Below are 25,166 nucleotides of genomic sequence, written 5' to 3' on the forward strand. Positions count from 1 at the left end.
ATGCGGCTTGAACATTGAGACCAAGCTCGATAAAATGAGCCACTCTTACTCTTATGAGGGCAATCAACATGAAAACACAGCGCTTGCTTCTGGCCTTATTATTGATCCTTACATTCAATCTCGCGAGCGCAGCTCGGTCTGCGAGCAAACCAAAGCCGATCGAAAAACTGAGCGGAATGGCCCTTAATTGCCATGACGGAGACACCTGTCGCGTGAAAATTTCTGACAAAGAAACCAGAAAAATTCGTCTTGCAGGCATTGACGCCCCTGAGATCAAACAGCCCTTCGGCAAGGAAGCTCAAGCGCATATCGAAAAATTGATCAAGGATAAGAAAGTGGACCTCGAATGCGAGGGGATGAGCTTTGATCGCCACACTTGCCGAATTCTCTTAGGCCCCCTTGACGTTGGAAGAGAAATGGTTCTGTCAGGCATGGCGTGGGACTCCCCCCTCTATTCAAAGAAAAGGTACACTGAGAACATGACTCTAGCTAAAACAGAAAAAAAGGGACTTTGGCGGGAACCTGCCTCGGTTTCTCCCTATTGCTTTAGAAAACCGACTTCCAAACATTGTAAAAATAGACAGGAATATATGCCATGATCCTTGTGAACGTTTTTGATCTTCACAAATCCTTCGCGAGCAAAGATCTTTTTGGCGGTATAAGCTTTGGTATCAATGAAGGTGAGCGGACGGGCTTGGTTGGCCCCAACGGCTCTGGAAAATCAACCCTCATGAAAATCATCGCCGGAATGGCCTCGCCCGACAGTGGACGGGTCACAAAACGGAAAGGCCTCCGAATTGGCTTCTTGGAACAAACTCCCATTTTTGAGGAGGGCGAGACAATCCTCTCCTCACTTCTCAGTGCCGGCTCCGATCCAGACGAATCCTATTCTAAAGCTTTTGAATGGATAGGAAATCTAAAACTCAGCCAGTTCGGAGATGAATTCTTAGTTAAAGATTTGAGCGGAGGCTGGCAGAAAATGGTGGCTCTGGGACGAGAGCTAATGAAGGACCCAGAACTCTTGTTACTGGATGAACCAACCAATCATCTCGATATCTCTAGCATCTTGTGGCTTGAAAACTTTCTGCGTCAGGCTTCCTTTTCTATTTTGATGGTGACTCATGATCGATTGTTCCTCCAGCGAGTCGTGAATCGCATCATGGATCTCGACCCTCGCAATCCCCATCACCTCTTGATTGCAGAGGGGGACTATGCCCAGTACTTAGAAACCAAGGATCTTGAGCTCGCTGCACTGGCTCGACACCAAAAAGTCTTAACCAATACTTTAAGAAGAGAAACGGAGTGGCTGAGAAGAGGGGCAAAGGCTCGACAGACAAAGCAAACTGCCCGTCTCGATGCAGCCCAGGATCTCAAACAAACGGTTCAGGATTTACAAAAAAAGAATCTTCACCAAAAGGTGAAGATTGATTTTGGCGAAATCGAAAAATCACCACAAAAACTTATCGAAGCAAAAAAAATTAACAAGTCTTATGGTTCAAAAAAGTTATTTGCTGACTTGGACGTCTTGATTCGACGAAAATCCCGACTTGCCATTCTTGGGGACAATGGCACAGGTAAATCGACCCTGATTCAAATCCTACTCAAAAAACAAGATCCCGATTCCGGGTCCGTATTTCACGCAGAGGGCTTAAAAATTGCCTATTTTGAGCAAAGTCGAGAGACCATCGATCCAAATGCCAGTGTTCTAAAAAATGTCTGTCCACAGGGCGATTATGTGAGTTTCCAAGGAAAATTTATTCATGTCCGGTCTTACCTTGATAAATTTCTATTTTTTGGTCACCAGTCCGAACTTCCTGCCCATCGACTCTCAGGGGAGAAAAGGCCCGTTTGCGGCTGGCGCAGCTGATGCTCATTGAAGCCCAGGTATTGGTACTCGACGAACCGACCAATGATCTCGATTCAGATACCTTGAACGTCCTGGAAGAGGCTCTAAATGAGTTTCCAGGGGCCCTTATTCTTGTCACTCATGATCGCTTTTTCTTAGATTCGGTCGCAGACGAACTCTTGGCTTTCCCTAAACCCGGATCCTCGGACCCTCAATTGCTGCGATTTTCAGATTACTGGCAGTGGGAAAATTGGTTCCAAGAAAACTCCTCTGACTCCGTCACCTCTCCCCGCTTTTCTGCAGAAAGCAAAGACCAAGGAGCGTCGTCGGGCGCTAAATTGCGGCTTTCTTACAAAGAAAAATTGGAGTTAGAAAACATGGAAGCCTCAATTCTAAAGCTTGAGACCGAGCAAAAGCGCCTTGAAGAATTATCCCAGTCGCCTTCAGTTTCCTCAGATAACAAAAAACTCCAGGATATCTCGAAGGAGCTTGCACAAGTAGCCCTAAAAATAGAGGAAAAGTACCAGAGATGGAGCGAACTCTCTGCTAAATCTCTCGGCACCTAACTACGGCCAATCCCATGCAACCGTCGATACACCCCCTCAGCTGTCAAGCCTAAATCGTCACTGGCTCTTTTGTTGTTCGTGTAACTTATTGTTTTTACTTAACTATTTGGTGGACCGAAGCATGCAGTGATGATTGGCATGAAAGTGTATTTTTCGCTAAAAAACTCGAATTCGGAAAAACCGAAATTCCCCAAGAGCCGGGGCTTCCTCGCTCTCTTGACCCTTAGCCTCCTGCTCTACGCAGGCAGTGCCCTATCAGAGGAAATGGTGACCGTATCGAGTTCTCAGAAATTGCGAAAAAGAGGCTCTCCTCGCTCAGGAGCCATTGGTCGGATGATCCCGGGAAAAAAGGCCCTCTTAATAAAGAATTTCCGTCATTGGTCACTGGTTAACTACAACGGCAAGAGGGGTTTTGTTCCCAAAGACAGCCTTATTGCCGCCGAGGATGATAGCGATGCTGAGGTACGCGACAACCTAGATCAAGAATATGAATTGGAAAATCCAGAAGACCTGGAAGCAGACCAGCCAACTTGCCTGACCGGACAATGCCAAGCTTCTGCCCTGAGGAGTTCAATTCCGCGTGATTTGGGTGATTGGGATGGGGCCGGTTACCATAATCCAATTTCTAAGGGGCTCACAATTAATGTGAACCGTCCACTCGGTAGAACGCGAAGTGACGTCCTTATCCGATTCCTGAGAGAAACTGAAAATGAAGCGCGCGAATGCCGCAGAACATCCAGCAGTGTTCGTCGTCGAACGGGATTAAAAATCAGGTGTGGAAACCGTTCAAAAGGCATGTGTTATCAGGCTGTTAAAAACGCTTTGGTAGACTCTGGAATGACCAAACACTACCTACCGGGCAATCACGCCTATGAAGCTCACACCAAAGGACATTTAAAGAGAGCGGGCTTTACAAATTCTATTGGCCGCTACAACGCATTCAATGCGCCTGTTGGCTGTGTTTTAGTTTATAAAGGTGGACGGTCAGGACATATTGAGACAAGAACCCGGGGCGGGTATTGTTCGGATTTTTGTAGAAAAAGTCCGATTAGCACGCTATTGCGTAGGCAACTAGTAGGAGTGTATTGCAAATGAATTCATTAAATCGAAAGACGTTCTATACTTTCCTGAGAACTTCAAAGATCGTCCTCCTTTGCCTATCACTGACCGGGATGGGGGCCTTTGGCCGAACCGCCTCTTCAAAAAAGGCAACAAAGGAAAGAAAACCCTCTTGCTCAAAAATCTGCCAACAAGCCTTTGATGTCCGTTCTCGAATTGAAGAGCTTATTAAAAAACAGAACTTGACTGGCGAATCACTGGCAAAGATGAAATACAACCCTGATGTGCCAGGACAAAAACTAGCCGAAAAGGAATTGGCTCAGATTATCAAGTCAGTTCAAAGCCTCGTCACAGAAGACGATCTCGACGCCATTTTAATCGTCTGGTCTGCGGCCGTGGACTTCGATCCCGGACACGCCATTGCTCTGAATAATCTAGACCTTTTGACACCACTTTTTAACCGTCTCCGAGCCCATATCCATCTCCGCATGAGAGACCCCAAAAATCCTGTCACCAAAAAGAACCTTGAGGGAATCCTCTTCGCACTGGCCATTGCCGAATCAGAAGTTGAAGGTATCGGCAATGACCCTGATCACAAAGTGCTTGAGTCAGAAATGTGAAGCGAACAGCAAAGAACGGTTTGAATCTATATCAACTCCGTTTTTGTTCCACCTTACTCACTCCTCCACAAGAGCGAGTTCTTTTAAGATGGTTTCAAAGAGTTCTTCCAAGCCCTTGAATTCGCCTTCTGTTGGCTCGCGCTGAGATTTGAGAGCATTGAATATCTTAGTTAAGGATCCTTGGGCGTTTGAGATAAGCGCCGAAGCGAGACTGAATAGACCCTCACCTTCCAGACTCATTGACCCATTTTCCAAATTAGGAAAACTTCCAGTTACTTTACCGGAGAGAACCGATACAGCCTCGGGAGAGGCTGGAGTCAAAATAACTTCAACGTCGACATTTCCATTCTCAAGTTCATTTTTATACAATTCGAGGTGATAAAATCCGTTCTTATTTACATGATCAATCACATTTTTTACCGTCTCTTCGAATTGCAAATAGATCTCTCTTGGATTTTGCAACACCAACGAAACACCAGCTGAGGCAGAAACCTGACTTTTTCCGGAAGAGGGATCTTGATAGAGAGCTAAATCCATGAAGCCACGCCCCGCTTCCCTAGGATTTGGATTTGCTTCCTCCCAACGAAACTCCGCTCTCCCACCCGTAATTAATTCCTCTGTCCCATTTGGACCCGCCACATCGTCAAGATCTCCTCGGGTCACTTTGACCAGAATATCGTGGCCCTTTTCTTTCATCTCCTTTTCGATATAGGCATTCACTTTCTCAAGATCCAATGGATCAACGGGTCGAGCCTCAACAGCCAAGATCGCGGAAAAAGCAAACGTACCTACCAAAAGCTTGCGAATCATCTGATACCCCCTTATGAACATGTTTTTATTTCCCCTGCACCAATAGCCAATGCTAGTTGGGCTTGGTCCCGTTTCCCTATCAATTTCAATGCAGTCGAAAAAATTTCACAGGTTGGAAGAATTAAATGTGATTCTCTCTGCCAAGATTGTGAATAAACTTCAGTTCCTTCAAGACAGATGGGCGTCTTGGGATTCTTGGGGTTCATGGGACTGTTGGGTCCATTGTCATATGGATTCAAGCATGGTAGGCAAGGCCATGGATTCAAAAGTTTGGCATCTCAAATCCAAATCCGACTACCGATTTCGCATGGGCCACCCCTGGGCCATGGCCAATGAGCTCCAAGAGAGTCCAAAAGGGATCGAGCCTGGCTCGGCCATTGAACTTCGAGACTCTCGAAATGAATTTTTGGCCTATGGATACGGAAACCCCCAATCAAATATCGCTTTTCGTGAGTTGTCTCGCAAACCTGTTCCCATTCACCCCCTCTTTGATGATAATTTTGTCATTCATCGCCTCAGGCAGTGCCTCGACCTGCGAAAGAAGCTGGGCTGGAATCAATTTAGTTTTCGACTCGTACACGGAGAAGGGGATCACCTTCCTGGCTTGATCGTAGATCGCTTCCTGCTCGCAGATGGCATCGGTCAGGTCTTCGTGCTCCAGGCCCACACGGCAGGCGCTCATGCTCTCCTGCCCCAAATGGTTGATGGCCTGAAAACATTGAGTCAGGAGATGGGGTTTTCATGGGAGCAGGTCGGAATTGTGATACGCAATGATCTGGCTGTGCGAAAATTTGAAGGCTTACAACCTGAAGAACCGAAAATCCTAAAAAGCTCTATCAGGATGGACACCGAAGCGTTCTGAAATAGCTGTGGCAAAGACAAATGGCGAAAAATTATTTTCAGTTGTGACCTTCTTCGAGGACAAAAAACAGGTTTTTTTCTCGACCAAGCTCACAATATCTCCTTGGCCAAAACTTATTGTCTTTCTCTGTTTCGAGGACGAGAGGTGCGGCTGTTAGATCTCTTTAGCTACGTGGGCCAATGGAGCACTCAGTTGGGGAGTCCCCTCGCGCAAGCCGACGCAAAAGTGAGTCTCTTCGCTCAAGACGCCTCTGAGGGAGCCCTTCAGAAAACCAAGAATAATTGGGATCAAAATGGGCTGACTGGTGAGACCTTAAAATCAGACATTTTGCAGGATCTTAAAAACTCGAAATCAGAAAGTTATGAGATTGTCGTTTGTGATCCTCCTGCACTGATCAAATCACGAAAAGATCACGGACCCGGAAAACAAGCCTACGTTAAGTTGAATCGTGAAGCGATGCGCCTGTTAAAGCCAGGAGGTTTGTTTATCACTTGCTCTTGTTCAGGCCTTTTAACTGAAGAAGATTTTCAAGAAGCTCTTCTCGGGGGAGCTCGGAAAAGCCAAAGTAGATTCCAATGGATCGCTCGAGGCTCTCAATCACCCGACCATCCTGTTCTCATGGAATTTCCAGAAGGTCGTTATTTAAAAATGTGGATCGGGATTAAGGAATCGACGCAGTAACAATCAGAAATCAGACAAAACCGGCAAATAAGAATCACTTGAACGGGCCCACTTGATTGTTGTTCCAAACTCCAACGGCGAGGATCAGGATCTTCAAACATGCATTCGCGCAGCGCCACGTTGACGGCGCCGCCCCGGGCTTTGGACAACAGAATCACCGAAGGCTTGCAGGCCAGCCGCTGCATTAAAATCCAGACCTTTCTTCTCGAAGCTTTCACTGTCATTTGTCATGATCGCCGGCCAAGGGGAGGCAAAAAGTTGGATTTGATTCATTATTTTCTCATAATCACATCTGCAAACGCATGGGCCGAACCGGCTACCGGGTAGACTTACCTGATACGCAAATAATTGCATTGCGCGTCGTAGTCCGCAAATTTTAACTTTTAAACTTTACACTAGTTCACTGCTGTACTAGTTACTAGTCCATACATGAACTAGTAACAAACGGAGGAAATTATGATCATTCAAACTTTAACTTTGGGACTAATAATCGGCATGATTCATTTTGTCGTAGTTGGAATATTTATGGAAATCCGTTTGTGGACCGTATTTATCAGGATGCTCAGAAAATTGAACCTGGGTTAGAAAATGGCCGTCGAGGGGCAAGTATTTGCTTTTCCAATTCCTTGGAACTCAAATTGAAGTGTTTATCTTAACTCTTGGCTTTTTATGGATACGTCCGCACATTCCTTTCGATGGGATATCAGGAGGGGTAATTCTTGGATTATTGTTTGCTGCAATTCGAGTGTATCCGCGATTTTGGAATATGTGGATCCAATCAACCTATCCAAACAGATTGTTAGGATTTGAATTTGTCGGTGGCATCGTTAGCACTCTGACAATAGTTTGCAGCTTACAATTACTAGCGGGAGGAATTTAACAATGAAAGATTTAAAGACGTTTCCTGATTCTTGTTTTATAGTGCTCTCCATTCTTTCAGAGGGAGAGGTTCATGGCTATGACCTTGAAAAATTGGTATTCAATCGAGGCTTTCGATTCTGGACACAATTGGGGCGATCATCAATTTACAACTCGCTCCGAATGCTTGAAAAAGTGGTTTAGTGAAAACCAAATTACAGGAAGGTGGAGGCCAACACGTAAAGTATTTGCGATTACCAAACCTGGTTTACAGACCTTAAAAAGGAAGGTTACAAACACTTGGCGAATCCTGCCCACTGGAGGAGCGAAATTGATCTCGGAATTTATGCACCGCCTCTGTTAGATCAACCTGATAGACAAAAAGCCATATCTGAAACTTTAGAGCGCCTCCAGGAAAGAGTCGAGTTCATCAATGAGCGACTCAAATGGTGCCGAGATCGTAAGCTTGAGTTGCCAGCCCTAACCTTTGAGCGCACAGCAGTGATGCTGGAGGCTGAAATTCAATGGCTGAAAAACACCTTCAAAAGATTGGGATCCGCCCTTCCGAATTTTCATATGAAGATTGGCAAAATTATGAATATCGCGAGCCACCGAAATCTGATTTGCTTTAATTCGATTAATTTACTTTAACTTCATAGGGATTTCTAGTCATTGACAGCTTTCAAACGCCGCTCTTCCAGCTTCTTCCCCGAACCCAATGGTCGTCCTCGCTTGATTTTCTCCTCTCATGATCGCCATTCGAAGTTGGAATCCATGGCTGGCCCGCAAGCCTTCGGTGATTCTGTTGTGTCCAAAAGACACAGGGAGCTGACTGAAGCAAATCTCAGGAATTCAGGATCGAGTTCGGCTTGGTGCAGTGCTCACAACGTGAGCGCTGCTGCCGGACGCATGTTTGAAGATCCTGAATTCCTGAGATTTGCTTCAGTCAGGCGCCCTTGGAGTTTGGAACAACAATCAAGCGGGCCAGTTCAAGAATCACTAATAAAATCAAATTTCGGTTGGATAGGCTCCATCAAAACAAGCCGCACAATATCCATCTCGCTTCGCTCCTACCGCCTTCATCATATCTTCGATCGTCAGGTAGGCCAGAGAATCGGCATCGATGAATTCTCTGATCCCTTCCAGGGACTTCATATTTGCAATCAGTTCATTTTTCTCAGGTGTGTCCACTCCGTAATAGCAAGGACCAGTTGTTGGAGGAGAAGCGATCCTAAAATGGACTTCTTTGGCTCCTGCCTGTCTCACCAAACGGATTATTTTCTGACTGGTTGTGCCCCTGACCAATGAATCATCGATCACAATCACTCTTTTACCTTTGAGCACTTCCGACTGAGGGTTCAACTTAATTTTGACTCCAAAGGAACGAATACTTTGACTGGGCTGAATAAAAGTTCGGCCAATGTAGTGATTGCGCACGATTCCCAATTCAAAAGGCAGACCGCTCTTCTGACTGTAGCCGATTGCAGCAGGTAAACCACTGTCAGGCACGGGAATCACCAGATCCGCATCGATAGGGCTCTCTTCTGCTAGGATCTCACCCATTCTTTTGCGAGTTTCGTAAACACTTTTTCCGAATACCTTTGAATCAGGACGGGCAAAATAAACATGTTCAAAAACGCACTGAGCGAGATTCTCTGCCTTCTCTCCAAATATCTCGCTGTGTTCTCCCTCCTTATCTACCCACCAAATCTCTCCCGGTTCAATCTCTCTGACGTACTTTGCACCGATGAGGTCAAAAGCACAAGTCTCAGAGGCCACCACCCAAGAAAAGCCACCTTCCTCTAAAGGCCTCTGTCCCAACACCAGAGGTCGAAAGCCCAAGGGATCACGCATGGCAATGAGTTTATCTTGAGCCAGCAAAACCAGGCTGTAGGCGCCCTTCAAGCGCAGAACTGATTCCTTCAAACATTTAATCAGATTGCCGCTCGGGTGTCTGGCCAGTAAATGAAGCAAACATTCGGTATCATTTGTCCCTTGAAAAATAGCACCAAGCTTTTTCAATTCGCCACGCAATGCTCGTGAATTGACGATGTTGCCATTGTGAGCCATGGCAACCGGACCATTTTGAAGTTCTGCAGCGAGAGGCTGAATGTTGTTTGTCGAATTGGACCCCGTCGTCGAATATCTCACATGACCGATGGCCGCTGCGCCCTCTAATTTATCGAGAGCCTCGGCAGAAAAAACGTCACCGACCAAACCCAATCCCCGATGATGAATTTGGCGCCCACCAGCTGCTAAAGACGTGATCCCTGCTGACTCCTGTCCCCGATGTTGTTGAGCAAAGAGGCCCAAATAGGCCATACGACCGGCCTCAGGATCTCCCCAGGCTCCAAAAACAGCGCATTCCTCACGCCAAGATTTCAAGATTTGCCTCCCAGCCTCTGGAATAAGCTCGCGCCAACTCATTGATTGGAATATCGATGCTACGGCCGCAGATCACTCTGTCCTCGCCAGTTTCACCCAATTTAAAAAGTTTCACAGACTCCATCTTTTCGTCCTTCACTGCGGCTTTTAAGCGCTCACCGTCAGATTTGCCCACTTCAAAAAGTATTTCATAATAGTGCTCGCAGAATAAAGATTCAGCCTCTTTTCGGGGATTCAAGTACCATTCTCCGCCGGCCGTTTTTGCACCGATACCTTGAGGTATCGCCATTCTTGATAAGGCATAGGCCAATCCGTATTTTCCCACAATTCGAGACGACTTAATATATTTCTCCCGACCCAATCTGGTCAGAAATTTAACAAAATCAGCCACTCTATTCACATCAATTTGCCCACGTCCCAGCATTGGCTGAGCAGTCTTTGCTTCGGCATACTGCCCACTTAGCTCCAATTGAGGCAGCCGCAAAAGATAAATGTCATTAAAGGCTCCCACAAAATGGGAAGCGGGAATATCTACGACGTCCGGACGCAATCCAACTAAGCCCGTCGCTGGAGTGGAGGTCACATTGCTATTGAGAGTTTCATTATAAAAACTCACGTTACCGCTTATCACTGGTGCCTGAAGAGCTTGGCACATAGAATTCATTCCCTCTACAGAGGCGACAAATTCAGACATCAATTCTGGCTTTTCTGGATTTCCGAAATTCAAACAGTCTGTGAGCGCCAAAGGTTCAAAGCCTTTAATGGCGAGCTCAATTGCAGGATAGGCGACGGCATCAATGCCACCCTGCTTGGCATCCCATCTCATCATGTAAGGACGACAACCCAAGACAATACCAAGAGCTCGACCTGAATCAGGAAGCCTTACTACCGCAACCGAGTCGCTGCAATCTCGAGCCGTCGCACCACCCACTCTTTGATCATACTGACGAAAAATCCAATTTCGAGAAGTGCCCCGCAAGTCAGCGAGAGCCTCTATCAAGGCATCGTTAGCATCCTCGACAGAAGACGAAATCCGATCCGTCAGGTTTTCTCGTCTCTGATCAACCCAGGACTGGTACGGCCTTTCGTAAAGGGGGGCATTTTCAACAAGAAGATCAGGATCTATTGTACAAATATTTTCTCCATGCCAGTAAAGTTCAACAGTCGGCTCAGTCTTGATCTCTCCAACAACTGACGCATCGAGATTCCAACGATCGAAAACTTCTTTTAGAGCTGGGAATTTTGCGGGCTCACAAACGAGCAACATTCGCTCTTGGCTTTCTGAAAGAAGAATTTCCTCTGGAGAAATCGAAGAATCTCTGAGAGGGACCTGATCCAATTTGAGGGTCAAGCCCACTCCCCCTTTTGACGCCATCTCAAAGCTCGAGCTTGCCAAGCCCGCAGCTCCCATATCCTGGATGGCAACCACAAGATCCTTATCCATAACTTCGAGACATGACTCAATTAGCAACTTTTCAAAAAATGGATCACCAATCTGAACCGTGGGTTTTTTTGCGGCACTATTGTCATCAAAGGACTCACTCGCCATGGAAGCCCCATGAACTCCATCCCGACCTGTCTTGGCTCCAACATAAACAACATAATTCCCTGGTCCACGAGCTTTTGAATTCACCACCTTTTTGCCTGGCCGAAATAAACCAAGGGCAAAAGCATTGACCAAAATATTCCCATTGTAAGAAGAGTGAAATTCGGTCTGTCCCGTCACCGTAGGAACTCCTACGCAGTTTCCGTATCCAGCTATTCCTCTGACAACTCCATCGATCAAGGCCGGCATTCTCGAAGCCTTCGGGTCTCCAAAACACAAAAAATTTCCCAAGGCGATCGGGCGCGCATTCATCGTGAAAATATCACGCAAGATCCCGCCCACCCCTGTCGCTGCCCCCTGATAGGGCTCTATGTAACTGGGGTGATTGTGGCTTTCCATTTTAAATGCCACGCGCTCTCCCAGCCCCAGATCAATCACTCCCGCATTCTCGCCAAAACTCTCGAGGACGCGATCCGTCTTGTTGAAAAATTTCTTCAAGTGAACCTTAGAACTCTTATAGCTACAGTGCTCACTCCAAAGCGCAGAGAACAGAGCCCATTCGACTCCTTTTGGCTCACGACCGAGCAGCTCCTTTATCCGCAAGTACTCTTGCTGACTGATTCGGTAACGCTTTAGTTTGGCCGACAATTCCACGCCTTACTCCTTCCACAGATTTAACAATTCGAAATGCCTTCAGTCCTAGAGCAAAGTCTCAAAAAACTGACGACCCGCTGACCCACCCATCCAATCAAAGAGGGCGCGCTCGGGATGTGGCATCAAACCAACCACATGACCAGCTTCATTCTTCACTCCCGCAATGTCTCCGATTGAACCATTTGGATTTTCTTTATAAGTCCACCAGATCTGACCTCGATCCTGAATCCTCTTTAAACCATCTTCTTCAATGTAGTAACGGCCCTCGCCATGAGCGATAGGGAGTCGGAACAAATTTTGTTCCGTTGGGCGACCCACGAAAAAAGGGCAAGAATTAACCAACTCAAGCCCTACCCAATCGTCGATAAAACGCAAACCCAGGTTGCGAACCAATGCTCAGGCAAAAGCCCACTGTCGCAAAGAATTTGAAAACCGTTACAGATTCCCAAGGTTGGAATCCTAACTTAACTCCCTCACGTAAGGAATCCATGACGGTGGCTTTTGCCGCCAAGGCCCCACAACGAAGATAATCTCCGTAACTAAAGCCGCCCGGCAAAACAAAGGCCACAAAATCTTTAGGATCGAATCGATCTTGGTACCAAAGCCATTTTGGAGTTAAGCCCACCGACTCCAGTGCCTGCCAAACATCTCGATCACAATTAGTTCCCAAAAAGCGAAGAATTCCGACTCTCTTGGAAGAACTCATTTCGACACCACCTCTAACTCGTAACTTTCAATAAGAGGATTGTACAAAACAAACTCCGTGATCTCCCTAGCTTTGGCGAGAGCCCCTTCCTGAGTTGCTTCGTCGATCTCTAGTTGAATGTACTTGCCCACTCTGCAGGCTCCAATTCGCTTTCCATGTTGAGAAAGTGTTTTCTCAACTGCACGACCCTGACTATCTAAAACTTCGGTTCTTGGCAAAATCTTTACGCCGATTTTCATAACTGCTCCTCCCAGTACCCGGTAATTCGATTGAGAACCTCTAAATAGCTCTCCGCAACCTTGCCCAAATCACGACGAAACCGATCCTTGTCAAGTTTTTCTAGAGTGGCCAAATCCCATAAGCGACAACTGTCCGGAGTGATCTCATCACCCAATAGGATCTTTCCATTTTTATCAAATCCAAATTCGATCTTGAAATCGATGAGACGAATTCCAATCGCTTTGAAAAAATCACTGAGTGCCCTGTTCACTTCGAGAGCCTTGATTTTTAATTCATTCAGGGTTTCTTGCTTCTCAACAGTTTTGAGCATCAAGGCCTGGTCATCACTGACAAAAGGATCATTTAACTCGTCCTTTTTATAATAAAATTCTACCAGCGGCTGTTCGAGAGCAGTCCCCTCATCAAGGCCAAATTTCTTGGCAGTAGAGCCCGCCAGCCAATTTCGCACCACAACTTCAAGAGGAATAATCGAAAGCTTCTCACAAACCATCTCGCGCTCACTCAAATCAGCCACAACATGACTGGGTATACCGCGCGATTTCAAATATCGAAAAGTCAAGAGCGCAATCCGCTTGTTGACCACCCCTTTTTCCTCGAACGAGCCCTTTTTTTGAGCATTGAATGCCGTTAAGGAGTCTTTAAACTCAAGCCACAAAAGATTATTTTCACCCTTAACCTGGAAAATCCTCTTGGCCTTTCCCTCGTAAAGAAACTCACCTTTTTTATAATTCACTCTTGCCTCCACATTTCTCAACTCACTTGTGCTTCCGTATTATCTGGGCTCTCACTCGAGCAATTACTTTCAGAATAGCCTCACGATGCGTATTTCCAGAAAAGATCTCGTCCAATTTGTTTCTTGGCACTCGATCTGTCACTTCTTTGTCCTCGAGTAAACTTTCCTTTAGCTTTTGCCCAAACTTTAATTTGTGAGCGTGGGCCTGCACCAACCGATAAGCCTCTTCCCTCGTGAGTCCGCCATCAACAAGAGCGAGGAGGGCATGGGAACTAAATAAATGTCCCGCCGACATGTCCATGTTGGACAACATGCGCTTTGAATCAACAAAAAGACCATCAAGAACGCCAGACATACGATCAACCACGTAATCACAGAGAATAAAAGCATCGGGAAAGGTGACCCTCTCAACACAAGAATGACTGATGTCTCTCTCGTGCCAAAGGGCGACGTTTTCCATTGCGGACTGCAAATAACTGCGCAACAAGCGTGCGGCTCCCGTAATATTCTCGGAACTAATCGGATTCTTCTTATGAGGCATGGCACTTGAACCCTTTTGACCTGGTGAAAAGCCTTCCACAACCTCCGACACCTCGGTCCTTTGAAGATGACGGAGTTCTACGGCCAATCGTTCCAGACCCGTTCCAATCATCGCCAAGGCAAAGAAAACCTCCGCGTGACGATCACGAGGAATCACCTGAGTTGCAAGAGTCTCCGCTTGTAAGCCCAGTTTGCGACACACCCCCTCCTCAACCTCCGGTGGTTGAGTCGAATAGGTCCCAACAGCTCCACTCAGCTTTCCTACTGCGCAATTTGCAACAGCCCTTTCAAAACGACTCTGATTGCGTTTCAATTCAGCAGCAAAACCAGCCATTTTAAATCCAAAGCTGGTGGGTTCGGCGTGCATTCCATGAGTCCGCCCTGAGCAAAGGGTATTCTGATGCTCGTCTATCAATCGCCCAAGAGAGGCTTCCAATCGATTCATTGAGCGAACGAGAATGTCCCCAGCGGTAGAAATCTGAAGACTGAGAGCCGTGTCTAAAACGTCTGAGGAGGTCAATCCATAATGAACATAACGACCACTCTCTCCGATATTTTCTGCGACGCACGAGACAAAGGCAATGACATCATGCTTGGTCGTCGCTTCAATTTCATCAATTCGTTTCAGATCAAATCGCGCCAATTTTCGAATATCAACAGCTGCTTGTTTTGGGATGATACCCAAGTCTGCTTGAATCTCGGCGACAGCGATTTCGACCTTTAGCATCGATTCAAATTTATGCTGAAGACTCCAGTTTTCGCTCATCTCCGGCCGGGAATATCTAGAAATCAAGTTAATCTCCTTTTACAATCACTCTGAAACGCCATTTCGCTAGGAACAAGATACTCAATACCACCTAAAGACTCGCTTCTTTGCCTTCCTTGTTCTCTTTTGACGCCTTCAATTCGAGTTCCTTTTTCCATTTCTGAATTTTCTCACAGATTTTAACCTGATCCTTCAGCAGAGAGCTCCACTCTGAAAGCCCCCAGTCCTCAGCGCTCGAATAATGTAAATTCGAAAACTCTGCACGAAAGAGAGTGCGAAGATCACTTTCTAAAAACAGAGGAAATCGAGGCGGCCCCAGCTCCTGATATTCGTACAAATAATCCTGAGGCATATCGGCAATAGACGCCGAGCAGGCCGGAATTTTTTTACGTAAAAACTCGATCACTTCCTGGGCTTTGGCCTCCAGATAGGCGCGCTGAAATCGATGCTGACTCGGAATTCGAATCCACACATCCATATCCTCAGACTGCACCGTCCGCTGAATGATGAGCAAATTGGAATGAGTCCATGGAGCGTAAAGATCTCCAATCATGACGAATTTGAGAGGTAAATTATCCAGATACATCTCTTTGGCAAGCCTCATTCGAAATCGAATCCAGTTCCAAGATGATTGAACTATTCCCTTCGGGTAAAGGATTTCGCTGACCCTCGCTGACAATTTTTTAGTTTCCTCACTCGTTAACATCCATACAAATTGACGACCCATCATTGCCCCAGACCAGGAGCTCCGAATCTCAATGCTATTGATGGTGCCATTCTCGGTTGAGATATCCACGAACTCAGCCCCATTGTGCACCTTCACACCTCTGGAAGTGACCCAATCAAGAGAATGGCCAACTCCCTTCCGACTCACCCTTCGCAATAACCAAGGCGAAAAAATTGGCAAGGGACGACCATAAGTCAAGCCTTGAGCGTTTTCCTTGTAAACGTGACTAGCCAACTGATGGGCCAATTGAACAAGCCAGTTTTTTGAAAATGGGCTTCGACTAATTTGGTCTTTCAAAACACGAATCTGCTCAGGAGACAAATTCTCATAGTCACTTAAGTACCTGAGAGATTCTTTAGAAATCCCACTTTCGGACAACAGATGAGGGCTTAAGGAACTTTTGAGGTCAATCGGTCCATCAGACAACCAAACGGTGAAACCTTCTGGCAAATCCTCAATATAATCCTCTTCGATGAGCCGGGCCTTTTGAGAAGCCAATAGCTTATCCGTCTGAAAATATCCAAATGGCCCTTCCCAATCCTCCGGAGTCCATCGTCCCAAATGATCAGAAGTCTCAACCAGAGAAACTTTTAAACCAATGCCCGCGAGTTCAGCTGCCAGCCAGTTCCCACGACCAAATGCCGAAACCACCACGACATCAGAGCGACTTTCGATTGTCATTTATTCCCTTCTTTTCGACCCTGTCGAACGGAAGACTAAAGCTGCTCGGTAAATTCAGCCTCTTTAAAAGTCCACCGAGATGCCGAGCCTGATTCTCCCTCTTCCACGGTGCCCAGAGAAAAGGATTTAAAACCGTGCTGGCAAATGAGTTTGTGTGCCTGAAATTCACTCTCTGAGCTAACATAGACAACTAACCCAATGCCACAATTCAGTGTGCTCAAAAGATTTTTCCATTCCATTTTTCCGCGCCTTTTGACTTCGAGAAAGGGTTCTGGAACTTCCCAGGTTTTCAGTGAAAGAACTGAACCTTCCGAAACAACCCGTAGCAAGTTGTCCATCCCTCCGCCCGTAACGTGAGCATAGGCCCGAATCCCTGGAATTTGATTGAGCTCTTTTGCCAAACGAACGTAGAGCGCTGTCGGAATAAGAAGTCGATCCGCCCAAGAGTCCAAATCTCGCTCAAAAATCCTGCGCAAAAGTGAGAATCCGTTGGAATGAAAACCAGAACTTGAGACACCTATGACCCGGTCTCCAAACTGCACCCGATGAGCGCCCAAAACCTTAGCTTCATCCACAACTCCGACGCTAAAACCCGCGCAATCAAAATCCTCAGGTTTGTAAACACCTGGCATTTCAGCTGTTTCTCCGCCGATCAGAAGGCAATCTGACTGAAGACAGGCATTCTGAACTCCCTTTAAAAAGAGCTTTGCATTTTCGAGGTCCAAACGACCACAAGCGTAATAATCCAAAAAAAAGAGAGGCTGAGCTCCGCTGCAAATCATATCATTGACACACATAGCGACGAGATCCTGAGCAACCTGCTCGTAACCCCCATACTGAACAGCCAGCTTTACTTTGGTGCCAACGCCATCTGTGCAACTGACCAGACAGGGTGATTCCATTTCTGGAAATGAACCCCGAAAAAGAGCAGCAAATCCGCCGATTCCTGACACGATACGCTCCTGATGAGGCAAACGTGAGGGCTGATTTGCTTTAAGCCAAGTGACCAAGGCATCCCCAGCTTCAATATCGACGCCGGCCGTCTTATAATCCATCGTCACAGCGGATCTCCTCAGAGTTATGGAGTGGGGTTACAGGGCATCTTGTAACAAGAAAAGAAGTCCGGTTCAATGAATTCAAGATGGAATGAGATCTATAAAAGAAAAAAAAAGGGCTGATCCAAGTGGTCAGCCCTTCCCGAATGCGAAATTCTTTTTTACGCAATTCGGGCAATGGGTCCCGGATAAAGGGGGAAACCGACACCCAAATTCAAGATCCTTTCAAAATTTTACCAACGCCCAACATAATTTCAGAACAATCCCGTGATACCATCAGAACCACCCATGCCTCACCGTCACCTCTTTACCAAGCAAAAATAGCTCCAACTGCCAAAGAGTCTTTAGAATAGTCTAGACAGGACTTTGCTCTTAAAATGAAGATGAAAAACCTGCGCCGATATCATATAACATATTGTAATTACAGAGAGTTCTCAAAATCGACCAATTTCTAAGCAAGTGATCTAAACCTAGGCCCCCAGCACATCCTCCATGTGCTTCATCTTGATACAATTAAGCGGACTCATCTTAAAAATCGGCAATTTCAATGGCCTCAGACCTTCGTTTCCCATTAGACTTATAAAGAGGATCTTTCTGGAGGGACGACTATTGGCTCACGGCGAAAGTTTTAAATATTGGAGCCGCCTGCTATTTCTTATGCTACTCACGATGCTCCTTCCATCTCTCCGTGCCTTGGCCGACGAGAATTGGGTTGGACTGCTCAGAGATAGTCCTCAATGGGGGCTTCAGCCTCCTCCCGCTGCTGCGCTCAAACCACTGTACGCTCAAGCCGAAGCGGACGACAGCTACGACCCATTTGCAGATTACAGCGAGTTTGATGAAGCCAGCGACGAAGAGGCCGACATCAACTTTTTTCGCAATGGTCGATTTTTCACTCTCGGCTTTATTGGAGGCTATCGAAGTTTTACCGAAACTCTTGGCCAAATTTATTCGGCGGCGCCTGATTTCGGTCTCTTTCTCAATTATTTTTTTGATCTGCGCTTTTCCATGCAGCTTTCTTTTCTGACTGGCGACCATACCATCAATTTTATCTCTCCCGCTAAAACTCAGGTGATCGGGACGGCGGCCATTACCGCCATTGGTATTGACCTCAAATACTATTTAAACACTCAAAACGTCACACGAGGGCTCGCCCGATTCAACCCCTACCTTATCGGTGGTTTTTCCCAAGTCTATCGGACGGCTACAATTGCGGGAATCAGTGCCTTTTCGAAGGAGGGGGCTCTGGGTTTTGATTTAGGCGCAGGTATAGAAATCCCAATGATGCGCAATAAAATGTTTCTCGGATTTCAAGGAAGCTACCACTTAGTCAATTTTAAAGACGAAAACTCGGAAATCAACTTAGCTGGCGGAGAAAAAACTGGAATCTACCCAACCGGGGATTTTTTCAACCTCGCTGTCATATTGGGAATCAATTACTAGATCCTTCCATCGTTAAGGGTACTCTTTTAAAATGCTTCCAAAAGAACGGAATCCGAAATTAAATCTTGGTTCGGGTTGAGGTGGCTGTTGCTGCAAGCTGTTATCACCCTATCAGCGTATTTTGAATTGCTTGCCGAGATTAAATTTGCCGGCCTGTTAAAGGCACTGATACCAGATTTTGAGCAGACTTCCAATGAACCAGCTAACTGCAAACCGCTTGTCGCTCTGTAAACATACTCAAAAATCCGATTATTCTCCAAACCCTTGACAAAAATATGAGGATATTTGGTGTACTGATCGACAACAATCGCTGGGGTTCCTGTCACAAGAGGGGCGTTCGGAACTTTTCCCGATTGGATAGCACCGTCTCCGACATAATACCCGTGAACCAGTCGATCACTGCAGTCCACATAGCTAAAATCAACGTAACTATTCCCGCGAGCAACGGTAGAAATTCCTGAATGAAGACATCCTCCTAGTCGCGTCCAATCACCCCAGTAGGCAGTGCCATTTCGATAGTACCAAGTCTTTCTCCAAATTGCTCCGTCAAGGCCCTTTCCAAGAATATCTAAAGTGTCATAGGCGTCTCTCAGTACGGGAGTGGCATGTCCTCTCAGATCCCCTCCTAGCAAGGCTGGAACTGACCATGTGGCGCCACTGTCTGTCGAATAAGAGAAAAATACAGATCGCTCATGTTGTGCCGCCCAATCAGGACGACCGGCCCCAACCAACCAGATGTTATTATCACGAGCTGTCACTCCAAAGTCCTCTAAAAATTCAAAGGTTTCGTCTTCACCAAATCTATTTTTGTATTTTGGAAAATTCAATTGAGACCATGTCGACCATGATTGAGCAGCTCCGATCTGGCTGCGACGAATCCAAATATTGTTATCCATTCCTCTGGAAAAGATGATTTGATTTCCGTCTTTTGTTGTCACCAGAGAGGGGGTTCCCAAAACTTTTCCACCCATATTCTGGAAAGAAAGAATTTGGTCGACTGGCTTTTCGCTTCCCTCTACGACTAAGACAATGCTGGCATGAGCAGGGACCCTCGAAAAGGTCATAGAGTATCCATTTGACCCTATATCTTCGTGAGTCCATAGATCACGAACTTTGGATATTGAGTAGGGTTTCAAACCCAAATCAGAAAAATAAAAACTGATATCTGAGGGAGATTCCGTTCTGTTCAAGAGCATGACGGCTCGCCGGCCACTTCCCGAAAGTATTTTTGAGTAAACAACGCGCCCGAAAATGTCTTCACGTACCTTTTCGGCCTGTCGACCCAAAGGATCCTGATTGATTGCGATCACTTCACGGTTCAAGACAATCTCTTTGAGCCGCTTTGCCTGCGGCTGAGATGGATTTAAATCGAGTGGGTAGGTGGCAAGCATCAAGGGTGCCGATTGCATCGCCCACATACCAAACATAGATCGCTCTTCGATGTCTGAAAGATCGTACCCGCCGATTGTCAAAGAATCGGCATCATTCCAGTGTCCAGGGCCGGCCGCAGGGGGCACGTCATTGTAATCAAAGTTTCTTAGAACCATGTTCCAATTTACTTTGTAATCAGGATACGTCTCGATATCATAGCCTGTGCGCCACGAGTTTCCGAATTGATTGGCCCATCCTGATGGACGATCCTTGTGGTTCCAGTCAGCGATATTATAAATAAAATTTCTCTTATATCGGTTCATAAAATTTAAAAGCGCTTCTCCCCAAAGTTTATATTCATGATAGGAATTTCCAGTTTGAGGATTCTCTCCGCAGTGATCCAGCTTCAGATAATCAAAACCCCAATCAAAAAACTGCTCCAAATCACTGTTTCTGTGATTGCCGCTTCCAGGAAGACCACCACAACCATGAGTTCCTGTATCAGAATATGTTCCAACAAGAAACCCTTTGTCGTGAAGAGTTTGAACCAAGGACTTGATGTCACCTAGTTTTTTTCTTGGAAAGATTTTTCCGTCAGCCGTTCGATCAGAATGCTCTGTGTCCGTGTACCAAAAGCCACTTTCAATCAGAATGATATTGTACCCCGCACCAAGGAGTCCGTTGTTCACCATGGCATCAGCGATGTCCAAGATCTCTTGTCGACGCAATCCGAATTGCCACACTTGAGTCGCCGTATCTTTGTCCCAATTCACTCCATATCTGCTTCTCGACATAGACTGATAAGTTCCATAACCCATCATTGGCAACTGAGTGAGCGGATTATCTTGAACTCTATCGAGATGTTCAAAAGTTCGGCCATTTGGCAAGTTGGTCAAACTGTTGCCAGAGTTCTTCTTCCCAGCAAAATCCCTGGTTCCGAATCCTGGGATTTGACAACCCATGGTTCCTAACAAACTCACAAATAGAAAAGTTGATAATGCTTTTTTCATTGGGTCGTCTTCTCCCTTATTCCGTTTTCGCCCTCCAATCCATTCTGCTTTGGAATTGTGGAGCAAGTGTGGAGGAGACTCCCCATTTCAAAATATCAGTCCAAAATCTGTCTCAAAATGAGACTCGTTGAATTTCAAGGAAGATGAAAACCAAAAACCGAAATTCTAAATACAACGGGTTACTTTTTAAAAAGTCCAATGATCTGCAAAACCAAGGCTGCAACAACCACGGTAGGGGTTATCCACTTCAAAGCAAAAACCCAATGGCTGTAGAGGCGTTCTTTTGCGGAATCCATCTCTCCCTCTTCCTCACCAAAGAATTCCGCTTTTTTAACTTGATTGGACAAGCCATACAAAATGCCCTGACTCACTAAAAGAGCCACCACGGGGAGAATCCAATTGATCAGCAGTGAATCGCAAATCTCAAGAAGATTTAACTTTCCAAACCGAATATTCTGAAAAACGCTGGTAGAAAGCGAAGGCAAAACAGCAAAAAATAAGCAGATCGAGCCGGCCCACCAAGCCCCCTTTTCACGTCGGACCTTCTGAGAATCTGCAAGGTTGGAAACCACTGTTTCCAAAAGACCAATACTTGCTCCCAGTGCCGCCAAATAAAGACAAAGAAAAAATCCTGCCCCAAACCAATGACCTCCCGAAATATCTCGGAACAATACCGGAACAGTTCGAAACAAAAGCTCTGGCCCGGAGCCTCCGGAAGCGGAGGTCAGAAAAATAGGAAAGATCAGTAATCCTGCACCGAGAGAGATCACGGAATCTATTGCCGTAACCCGAAAGCCAGCCCGAGAGATGACAACTTTATCCCTCAAATAACTGCCAAAGGTCACCATTGAACCAAATCCAATACTCAGCGTAAAAAAGACGTGGCCCAAAGCTTGGCTGACTGAAGCATAATTAAGTTTTGAAAAATCTGGGTAAAATAAAAATCGTATGGCATCTGTCGAAGTTGGTAAACTGAGTGTCTTGAAAGCCAAGGCCACCATAAGAATTCCGAAAACTGGCATCATCAAGCCAACCCATCGTTCTATGCCCTGCTCCACGTCCTTGGCCACAACCAAACTCACAAATAAAAGATGACTAAAAGTTAAAATTACCTGCAACCATCCGTTCTTCATCAACTGATCTACCGCTTGATTCGCAGAAGCGTTCTGATCCAAAAATAGACCCTGAAAAGCATGACCGACAAAAAAGAGAACCCAACCTGAAATAACTGCAAAATAGGCAAGGACAATCAACCCCACCATCACACTGGCCCGTCCCACGTGGGGCATCAGGTACGCCCAAAAGGAACCCGACAACGAGGTTTCCACAGATTTTCTGGTAGATTTGGTCGCACTCACCTCTTCCCCCATGGGGTGCTTCAACCGAGACAGTGCCGCCACAACGCTACGACGAGTGGCCTTGCCCAACATTAACTCACCCACCAACAAAGGAAGACCCACAAGAAACAAAAAACACAAATAAAGAAGGACGAAGGCCCCTCCTCCATTCTCTGCGACGACGTAGGGAAAGCGCCACACATTGCCCAAGCCAAAAGCTGCTCCTATGGCCGCAAAATAAAACCCCAGCCGCGTTCCCCAGAGATCTCGTCGATTAGACTTCGAGGCTTCGCTCATTTGCCGATCCTTCATCCAAGGCATACTGGAAAACCGGCTCTCCCCATGTTTCCACTTTGGCCTCTGCTTCAGCAAGCCAATTTTCCGCTTCGGCTGTTGCTACTGATTCATCAATCTCATATTCCGGCTGTCTTCTGTCTTCACGATTTTGTCGGGTTTTTGAACGACGACTCTGCATCACAAAAATTCGGATTGGAATACCCTCCAGCTCCCACTCCTGTTGAATACGCTTCGCAAGAAAACGTCGGTAGGGGCGGGTTACTCCTTGAGGATAGTTCGCAAAAGCAATAAAGCTCGGTGGCACTTGCCTTGTTCTGACGAGATAATAAATCTTCACATTTTGAGATCCCCAAACCGGAGCTGGCAATTGGCGAATCACGCTAAAGAAAAATTTATTGAGTTTAGAAGTGGGAATGACTGTATTGACTTTCTTCCATATGTCTTCAATTTTTTCGAATAAGTGATCAAGACCCGCTCCCGTCTTTGCGCTCACAAATTCTATCGGAATATCCTGAAAAAAATGAAATTGTCTCGCGACCTGTTCACGAAATTTCTTTCGGTACTCAGGAATCTCATTCTGTCCCAAATCCGATTTGTTGGCCACAAGAATGACCGGCTTGTGTCGTTCCAGCGCGTATTCCAGAACTTTCGTGTCCTGATCTGTGGGCCCCAATGTTCCGTCCACCAATAGCAAAACAATATCCGAGCGATGAATACTGTCGTGAGATTTCACCGCGGACAAATACTCTATTCCATCCTGGCGCCGAGCCGAGCGACGAAGACCCGCTGTATCAACCAAAATATATTTCTGACCTCTATATTCAATCTGTTCTTCTATTGCATCGACGGTTGTTCCAGCAATTTCTGAAACAAGCATACGCTTTTGTCCCAGCAGTCTATTTGCCAGAGAACTTTTCCCCACATTGGGTTTCCCCACCAAGGACAGCCTCACTCCCTCTCGTGGGTCTTTCTCCGCCTCACTCATTCGAGAGCGAATCCATTCAACAATACAATCAATATTGTCACGTTTCTCAAACGAGGCAGGTATCACGTCCATTCCGAACTCAAAAAACTCTGCCGTCTCCAGCTCGTAGTTGAGAAGACTATCAATTTTATTTACGACGATCAAAAAAGGTTTACCCGACTCCTTTGCGACACGAATAATATCGCGATCCTCAGGAACCAATCCTGCCCGTCCATCCATCACCACAATAACCATGGTGGCCGTTTCGAGAACGGATAGAACCAACTCACGAATCAAAGGAGAAAACCCTTCCTTTTCGTCAGTGATTCCTCCCGTATCCATCACTTCAAAGCTAGATCCCCACCATTCCGTCAGCTCGATTTGTGCATCACGGGTCACGCCCGGCTCATTTTTGACCACAGCTTTTCGAGAACGGGTCAAAACGTTAAACAGAGTAGACTTCCCGACATTCGGACGGCCAATGATGGCAACGCGATTTCCAATAGATTTACTTTCTTGCGACCACATAGCCTAATTCCTCTAACATCATCGAGTTTTTTGCCCAGTTCTTTTTCACAACCACATGAAGATCAAGATAAACCTGTCGCTCTGTCAGAGTCTCTATTTCCCGACGGGCCGTTTGCCCGATTTGCTTGAGCTGTGAACCGCCCGCACCCACCACAATGGCCTTGTGCCCTTCCTTGTTGACCAAAATATTGGCATATATTTTAATAATTGGGTCTGCATCTTCATCGAATTTCAATATTTGCACCGCAAGTCCATACGGAATCTCCTGGTGAAGGAGCTCAAATGCCTTTTCCCGAACAATTTCGCTCACCATTTCCCTCAAAGTTTGGCTGGTATAGATCTCGGGATCAAAAAGCGGAGCTGGCGATAGGGGCAGCAAGTCCTTGACCAGAGGTAAAACCAACTCCCGGGCTGCTTCCTTCTGATGAAGTGCAGACACGGCCACAATTGGTACCGAGAATTTCTGCAATTGATCGCGCAATATTGCGGCTCTCTGTGGTTTTTCAAAATCGGACTTGGTTATGACCACCATCCAGGGTTTCCTCTGGGTGCTACAAGTCTCTGCAATGGAAATGAGATCTTCCATTCGTGGAAAGTCAATGTTCAAGACGGCGATCAACACATCGCTGTCGTTCATCACCGACTGATATTCTGCGCCCAGGAAACCATTCAATCCAGACGTTGATTTTATGACTCCTGGAGCATCCACAAAAAGAATCTGACTCGATTCATCTGTGCGAATCCCCAGCACGCGCTGCCGCGTGGTTTGAGGTTTCGCCGTCACTATAGATACCTTTTCTCCTATGAGAGTGTTTGCCAAAGTACTCTTCCCCGCATTCGGAAGCCCTATGAGCCCAACAAATCCTGCCCTATAGTTCATC

Annotated in this window: 21 protein-coding genes and 2 pseudogenes; 9 read left to right on the forward strand and 14 right to left on the reverse strand. The window is 46.3% G+C overall.

Going from position 1 to position 25,166, the window contains the following annotated elements; translation table 11 throughout:
• Positions 1-68 precede the first annotated feature (68 nt).
• The 4 genes and pseudogenes from IPJ71_03965 (at position 69) to IPJ71_03980 (ending at position 4,091) form a co-directional block, all read left to right on the forward strand.
• Positions 69-599 carry a thermonuclease family protein gene (locus tag IPJ71_03965; GenBank protein ID MBK7842841.1) on the forward strand — a complete coding sequence of 177 codons (531 nt, stop codon included), beginning with the start codon at positions 69-71 and terminating at the stop codon, positions 597-599.
• Positions 596-2,412, forward strand: a pseudogene (locus IPJ71_03970) (ABC-F family ATP-binding cassette domain-containing protein). The gene IPJ71_03965 and the pseudogene IPJ71_03970 overlap by 4 nt, the downstream one beginning before the upstream one ends.
• A gap of 129 nt (positions 2,413-2,541) precedes the next feature.
• Positions 2,542-3,507: a hypothetical protein gene (locus tag IPJ71_03975; GenBank protein ID MBK7842842.1), complete on the forward strand. Its 966-nt coding sequence runs from the start codon at positions 2,542-2,544 to the stop codon at positions 3,505-3,507.
• Positions 3,504-4,091 carry a hypothetical protein gene (locus tag IPJ71_03980; protein MBK7842843.1) on the forward strand — a complete coding sequence of 196 codons (588 nt, stop codon included), beginning with the start codon at positions 3,504-3,506 and terminating at the stop codon, positions 4,089-4,091. The genes IPJ71_03975 and IPJ71_03980 overlap by 4 nt, the downstream gene beginning before the upstream one ends.
• A gap of 57 nt (positions 4,092-4,148) precedes the next feature.
• Here IPJ71_03980 and IPJ71_03985 read toward each other — a convergent pair whose 3' ends face one another.
• Entirely contained in the window at positions 4,149-4,901 is a 753-nt protein-coding gene (locus IPJ71_03985) for a hypothetical protein (GenBank protein ID MBK7842844.1), read from the reverse strand.
• Positions 4,902-5,013: 112 nt separating this feature from the next.
• Between IPJ71_03985 and IPJ71_03990 the strand changes: the two genes are divergently transcribed.
• Positions 5,014-5,763, forward strand: coding sequence for a hypothetical protein (locus tag IPJ71_03990; protein ID MBK7842845.1), 750 nt, complete (start codon positions 5,014-5,016; stop codon positions 5,761-5,763).
• Positions 5,764-5,793: 30 nt separating this feature from the next.
• Positions 5,794-6,444 carry a methyltransferase gene (locus tag IPJ71_03995; GenBank protein ID MBK7842846.1) on the forward strand — a complete coding sequence of 217 codons (651 nt, stop codon included), beginning with the start codon at positions 5,794-5,796 and terminating at the stop codon, positions 6,442-6,444.
• Between the two features lie 93 nt (positions 6,445-6,537).
• Here the strand turns inward: IPJ71_03995 and IPJ71_04000 are convergent, their stop codons facing one another.
• Positions 6,538-6,717 carry a hypothetical protein gene (locus tag IPJ71_04000; protein MBK7842847.1) on the reverse strand — a complete coding sequence of 60 codons (180 nt, stop codon included), beginning with the start codon at positions 6,715-6,717 and terminating at the stop codon, positions 6,538-6,540.
• Positions 6,718-7,326: 609 nt separating this feature from the next.
• Here IPJ71_04000 and IPJ71_04005 point away from each other — a divergent pair.
• Entirely contained in the window at positions 7,327-7,506 is a 180-nt protein-coding gene (locus IPJ71_04005) for a PadR family transcriptional regulator (GenBank protein MBK7842848.1), read from the forward strand.
• Positions 7,507-7,602: 96 nt separating this feature from the next.
• Entirely contained in the window at positions 7,603-7,953 is a 351-nt protein-coding gene (locus tag IPJ71_04010; protein MBK7842849.1) for a hypothetical protein, read from the forward strand.
• A gap of 357 nt (positions 7,954-8,310) precedes the next feature.
• Here the strand turns inward: IPJ71_04010 and IPJ71_04015 are convergent, their stop codons facing one another.
• From IPJ71_04015 to IPJ71_04050, 8 genes and pseudogenes are all read right to left on the reverse strand, one after another.
• Positions 8,311-9,687, reverse strand: a complete 1,377-nt coding sequence (locus IPJ71_04015; protein ID MBK7842850.1) for an amidophosphoribosyltransferase — start codon at positions 9,685-9,687, stop codon at positions 8,311-8,313.
• The gene (gene purL / locus IPJ71_04020; protein MBK7842851.1) at positions 9,671-11,887 is read right to left on the reverse strand and encodes a phosphoribosylformylglycinamidine synthase subunit PurL; all 2,217 of its coding nucleotides are present in this window, start codon (positions 11,885-11,887) and stop codon (positions 9,671-9,673) included. The genes IPJ71_04015 and purL overlap by 17 nt, the downstream gene beginning before the upstream one ends.
• 45 nt (positions 11,888-11,932) lie before the next feature.
• Positions 11,933-12,593: pseudogene (gene purQ / locus IPJ71_04025) on the reverse strand (phosphoribosylformylglycinamidine synthase subunit PurQ).
• Complete coding sequence (purS, locus tag IPJ71_04030; protein ID MBK7842852.1) at positions 12,590-12,832, reverse strand: phosphoribosylformylglycinamidine synthase subunit PurS; 243 nt, start codon at positions 12,830-12,832, stop codon at positions 12,590-12,592. Before purS ends, purQ begins: the two are co-directional and overlap by 4 nt.
• Positions 12,829-13,566 carry a phosphoribosylaminoimidazolesuccinocarboxamide synthase gene (locus IPJ71_04035; protein MBK7842853.1) on the reverse strand — a complete coding sequence of 246 codons (738 nt, stop codon included), beginning with the start codon at positions 13,564-13,566 and terminating at the stop codon, positions 12,829-12,831. Before IPJ71_04035 ends, purS begins: the two co-directional genes overlap by 4 nt.
• Positions 13,567-13,588: 22 nt before the next feature.
• The gene (locus IPJ71_04040; protein MBK7842854.1) at positions 13,589-14,899 is read right to left on the reverse strand and encodes an adenylosuccinate lyase; all 1,311 of its coding nucleotides are present in this window, start codon (positions 14,897-14,899) and stop codon (positions 13,589-13,591) included.
• 64 nt (positions 14,900-14,963) lie between these two features.
• The gene (locus tag IPJ71_04045; GenBank protein MBK7842855.1) at positions 14,964-16,280 is read right to left on the reverse strand and encodes a hypothetical protein; all 1,317 of its coding nucleotides are present in this window, start codon (positions 16,278-16,280) and stop codon (positions 14,964-14,966) included.
• A 35-nt stretch (positions 16,281-16,315) separates the two neighbouring features.
• The gene (locus IPJ71_04050; GenBank protein MBK7842856.1) at positions 16,316-17,341 is read right to left on the reverse strand and encodes a phosphoribosylformylglycinamidine cyclo-ligase; all 1,026 of its coding nucleotides are present in this window, start codon (positions 17,339-17,341) and stop codon (positions 16,316-16,318) included.
• A gap of 603 nt (positions 17,342-17,944) precedes the next feature.
• On the opposite strand from IPJ71_04050, the gene IPJ71_04055 reads away from it, so the two are divergent.
• A complete protein-coding gene (locus tag IPJ71_04055) occupies positions 17,945-18,778 on the forward strand; it encodes an outer membrane beta-barrel protein (protein MBK7842857.1) in 834 nt (277 codons plus the stop codon).
• 26 nt (positions 18,779-18,804) lie between these two features.
• Here the strand turns inward: IPJ71_04055 and IPJ71_04060 are convergent, their stop codons facing one another.
• The 4 genes from IPJ71_04060 to era form a co-directional block, all read right to left on the reverse strand.
• Positions 18,805-21,159, reverse strand: coding sequence for a glycoside hydrolase family 27 protein (locus IPJ71_04060; protein ID MBK7842858.1), 2,355 nt, complete (start codon positions 21,157-21,159; stop codon positions 18,805-18,807).
• 179 nt (positions 21,160-21,338) lie between these two features.
• On the reverse strand, positions 21,339-22,793 hold the full coding sequence (locus IPJ71_04065; protein ID MBK7842859.1) for a sodium-dependent transporter: 1,455 nt from the start codon (positions 22,791-22,793) through the stop codon (positions 21,339-21,341).
• Positions 22,771-24,285: a ribosome biogenesis GTPase Der gene (gene der / locus IPJ71_04070; GenBank protein ID MBK7842860.1), complete on the reverse strand. Its 1,515-nt coding sequence runs from the start codon at positions 24,283-24,285 to the stop codon at positions 22,771-22,773. Before der ends, IPJ71_04065 begins: the two co-directional genes overlap by 23 nt.
• Positions 24,266-25,165: a GTPase Era gene (gene era, locus IPJ71_04075; protein ID MBK7842861.1), complete on the reverse strand. Its 900-nt coding sequence runs from the start codon at positions 25,163-25,165 to the stop codon at positions 24,266-24,268. Before era ends, der begins: the two co-directional genes overlap by 20 nt.
• Position 25,166: the final 1 nt, after the last annotated feature.

It is taken from the genome of Bdellovibrionales bacterium (assembly GCA_016714165.1).
In the GTDB taxonomy this organism is placed as follows: Bacteria; Bdellovibrionota; Bdellovibrionia; order Bdellovibrionales; family UBA1609; genus JADJVA01.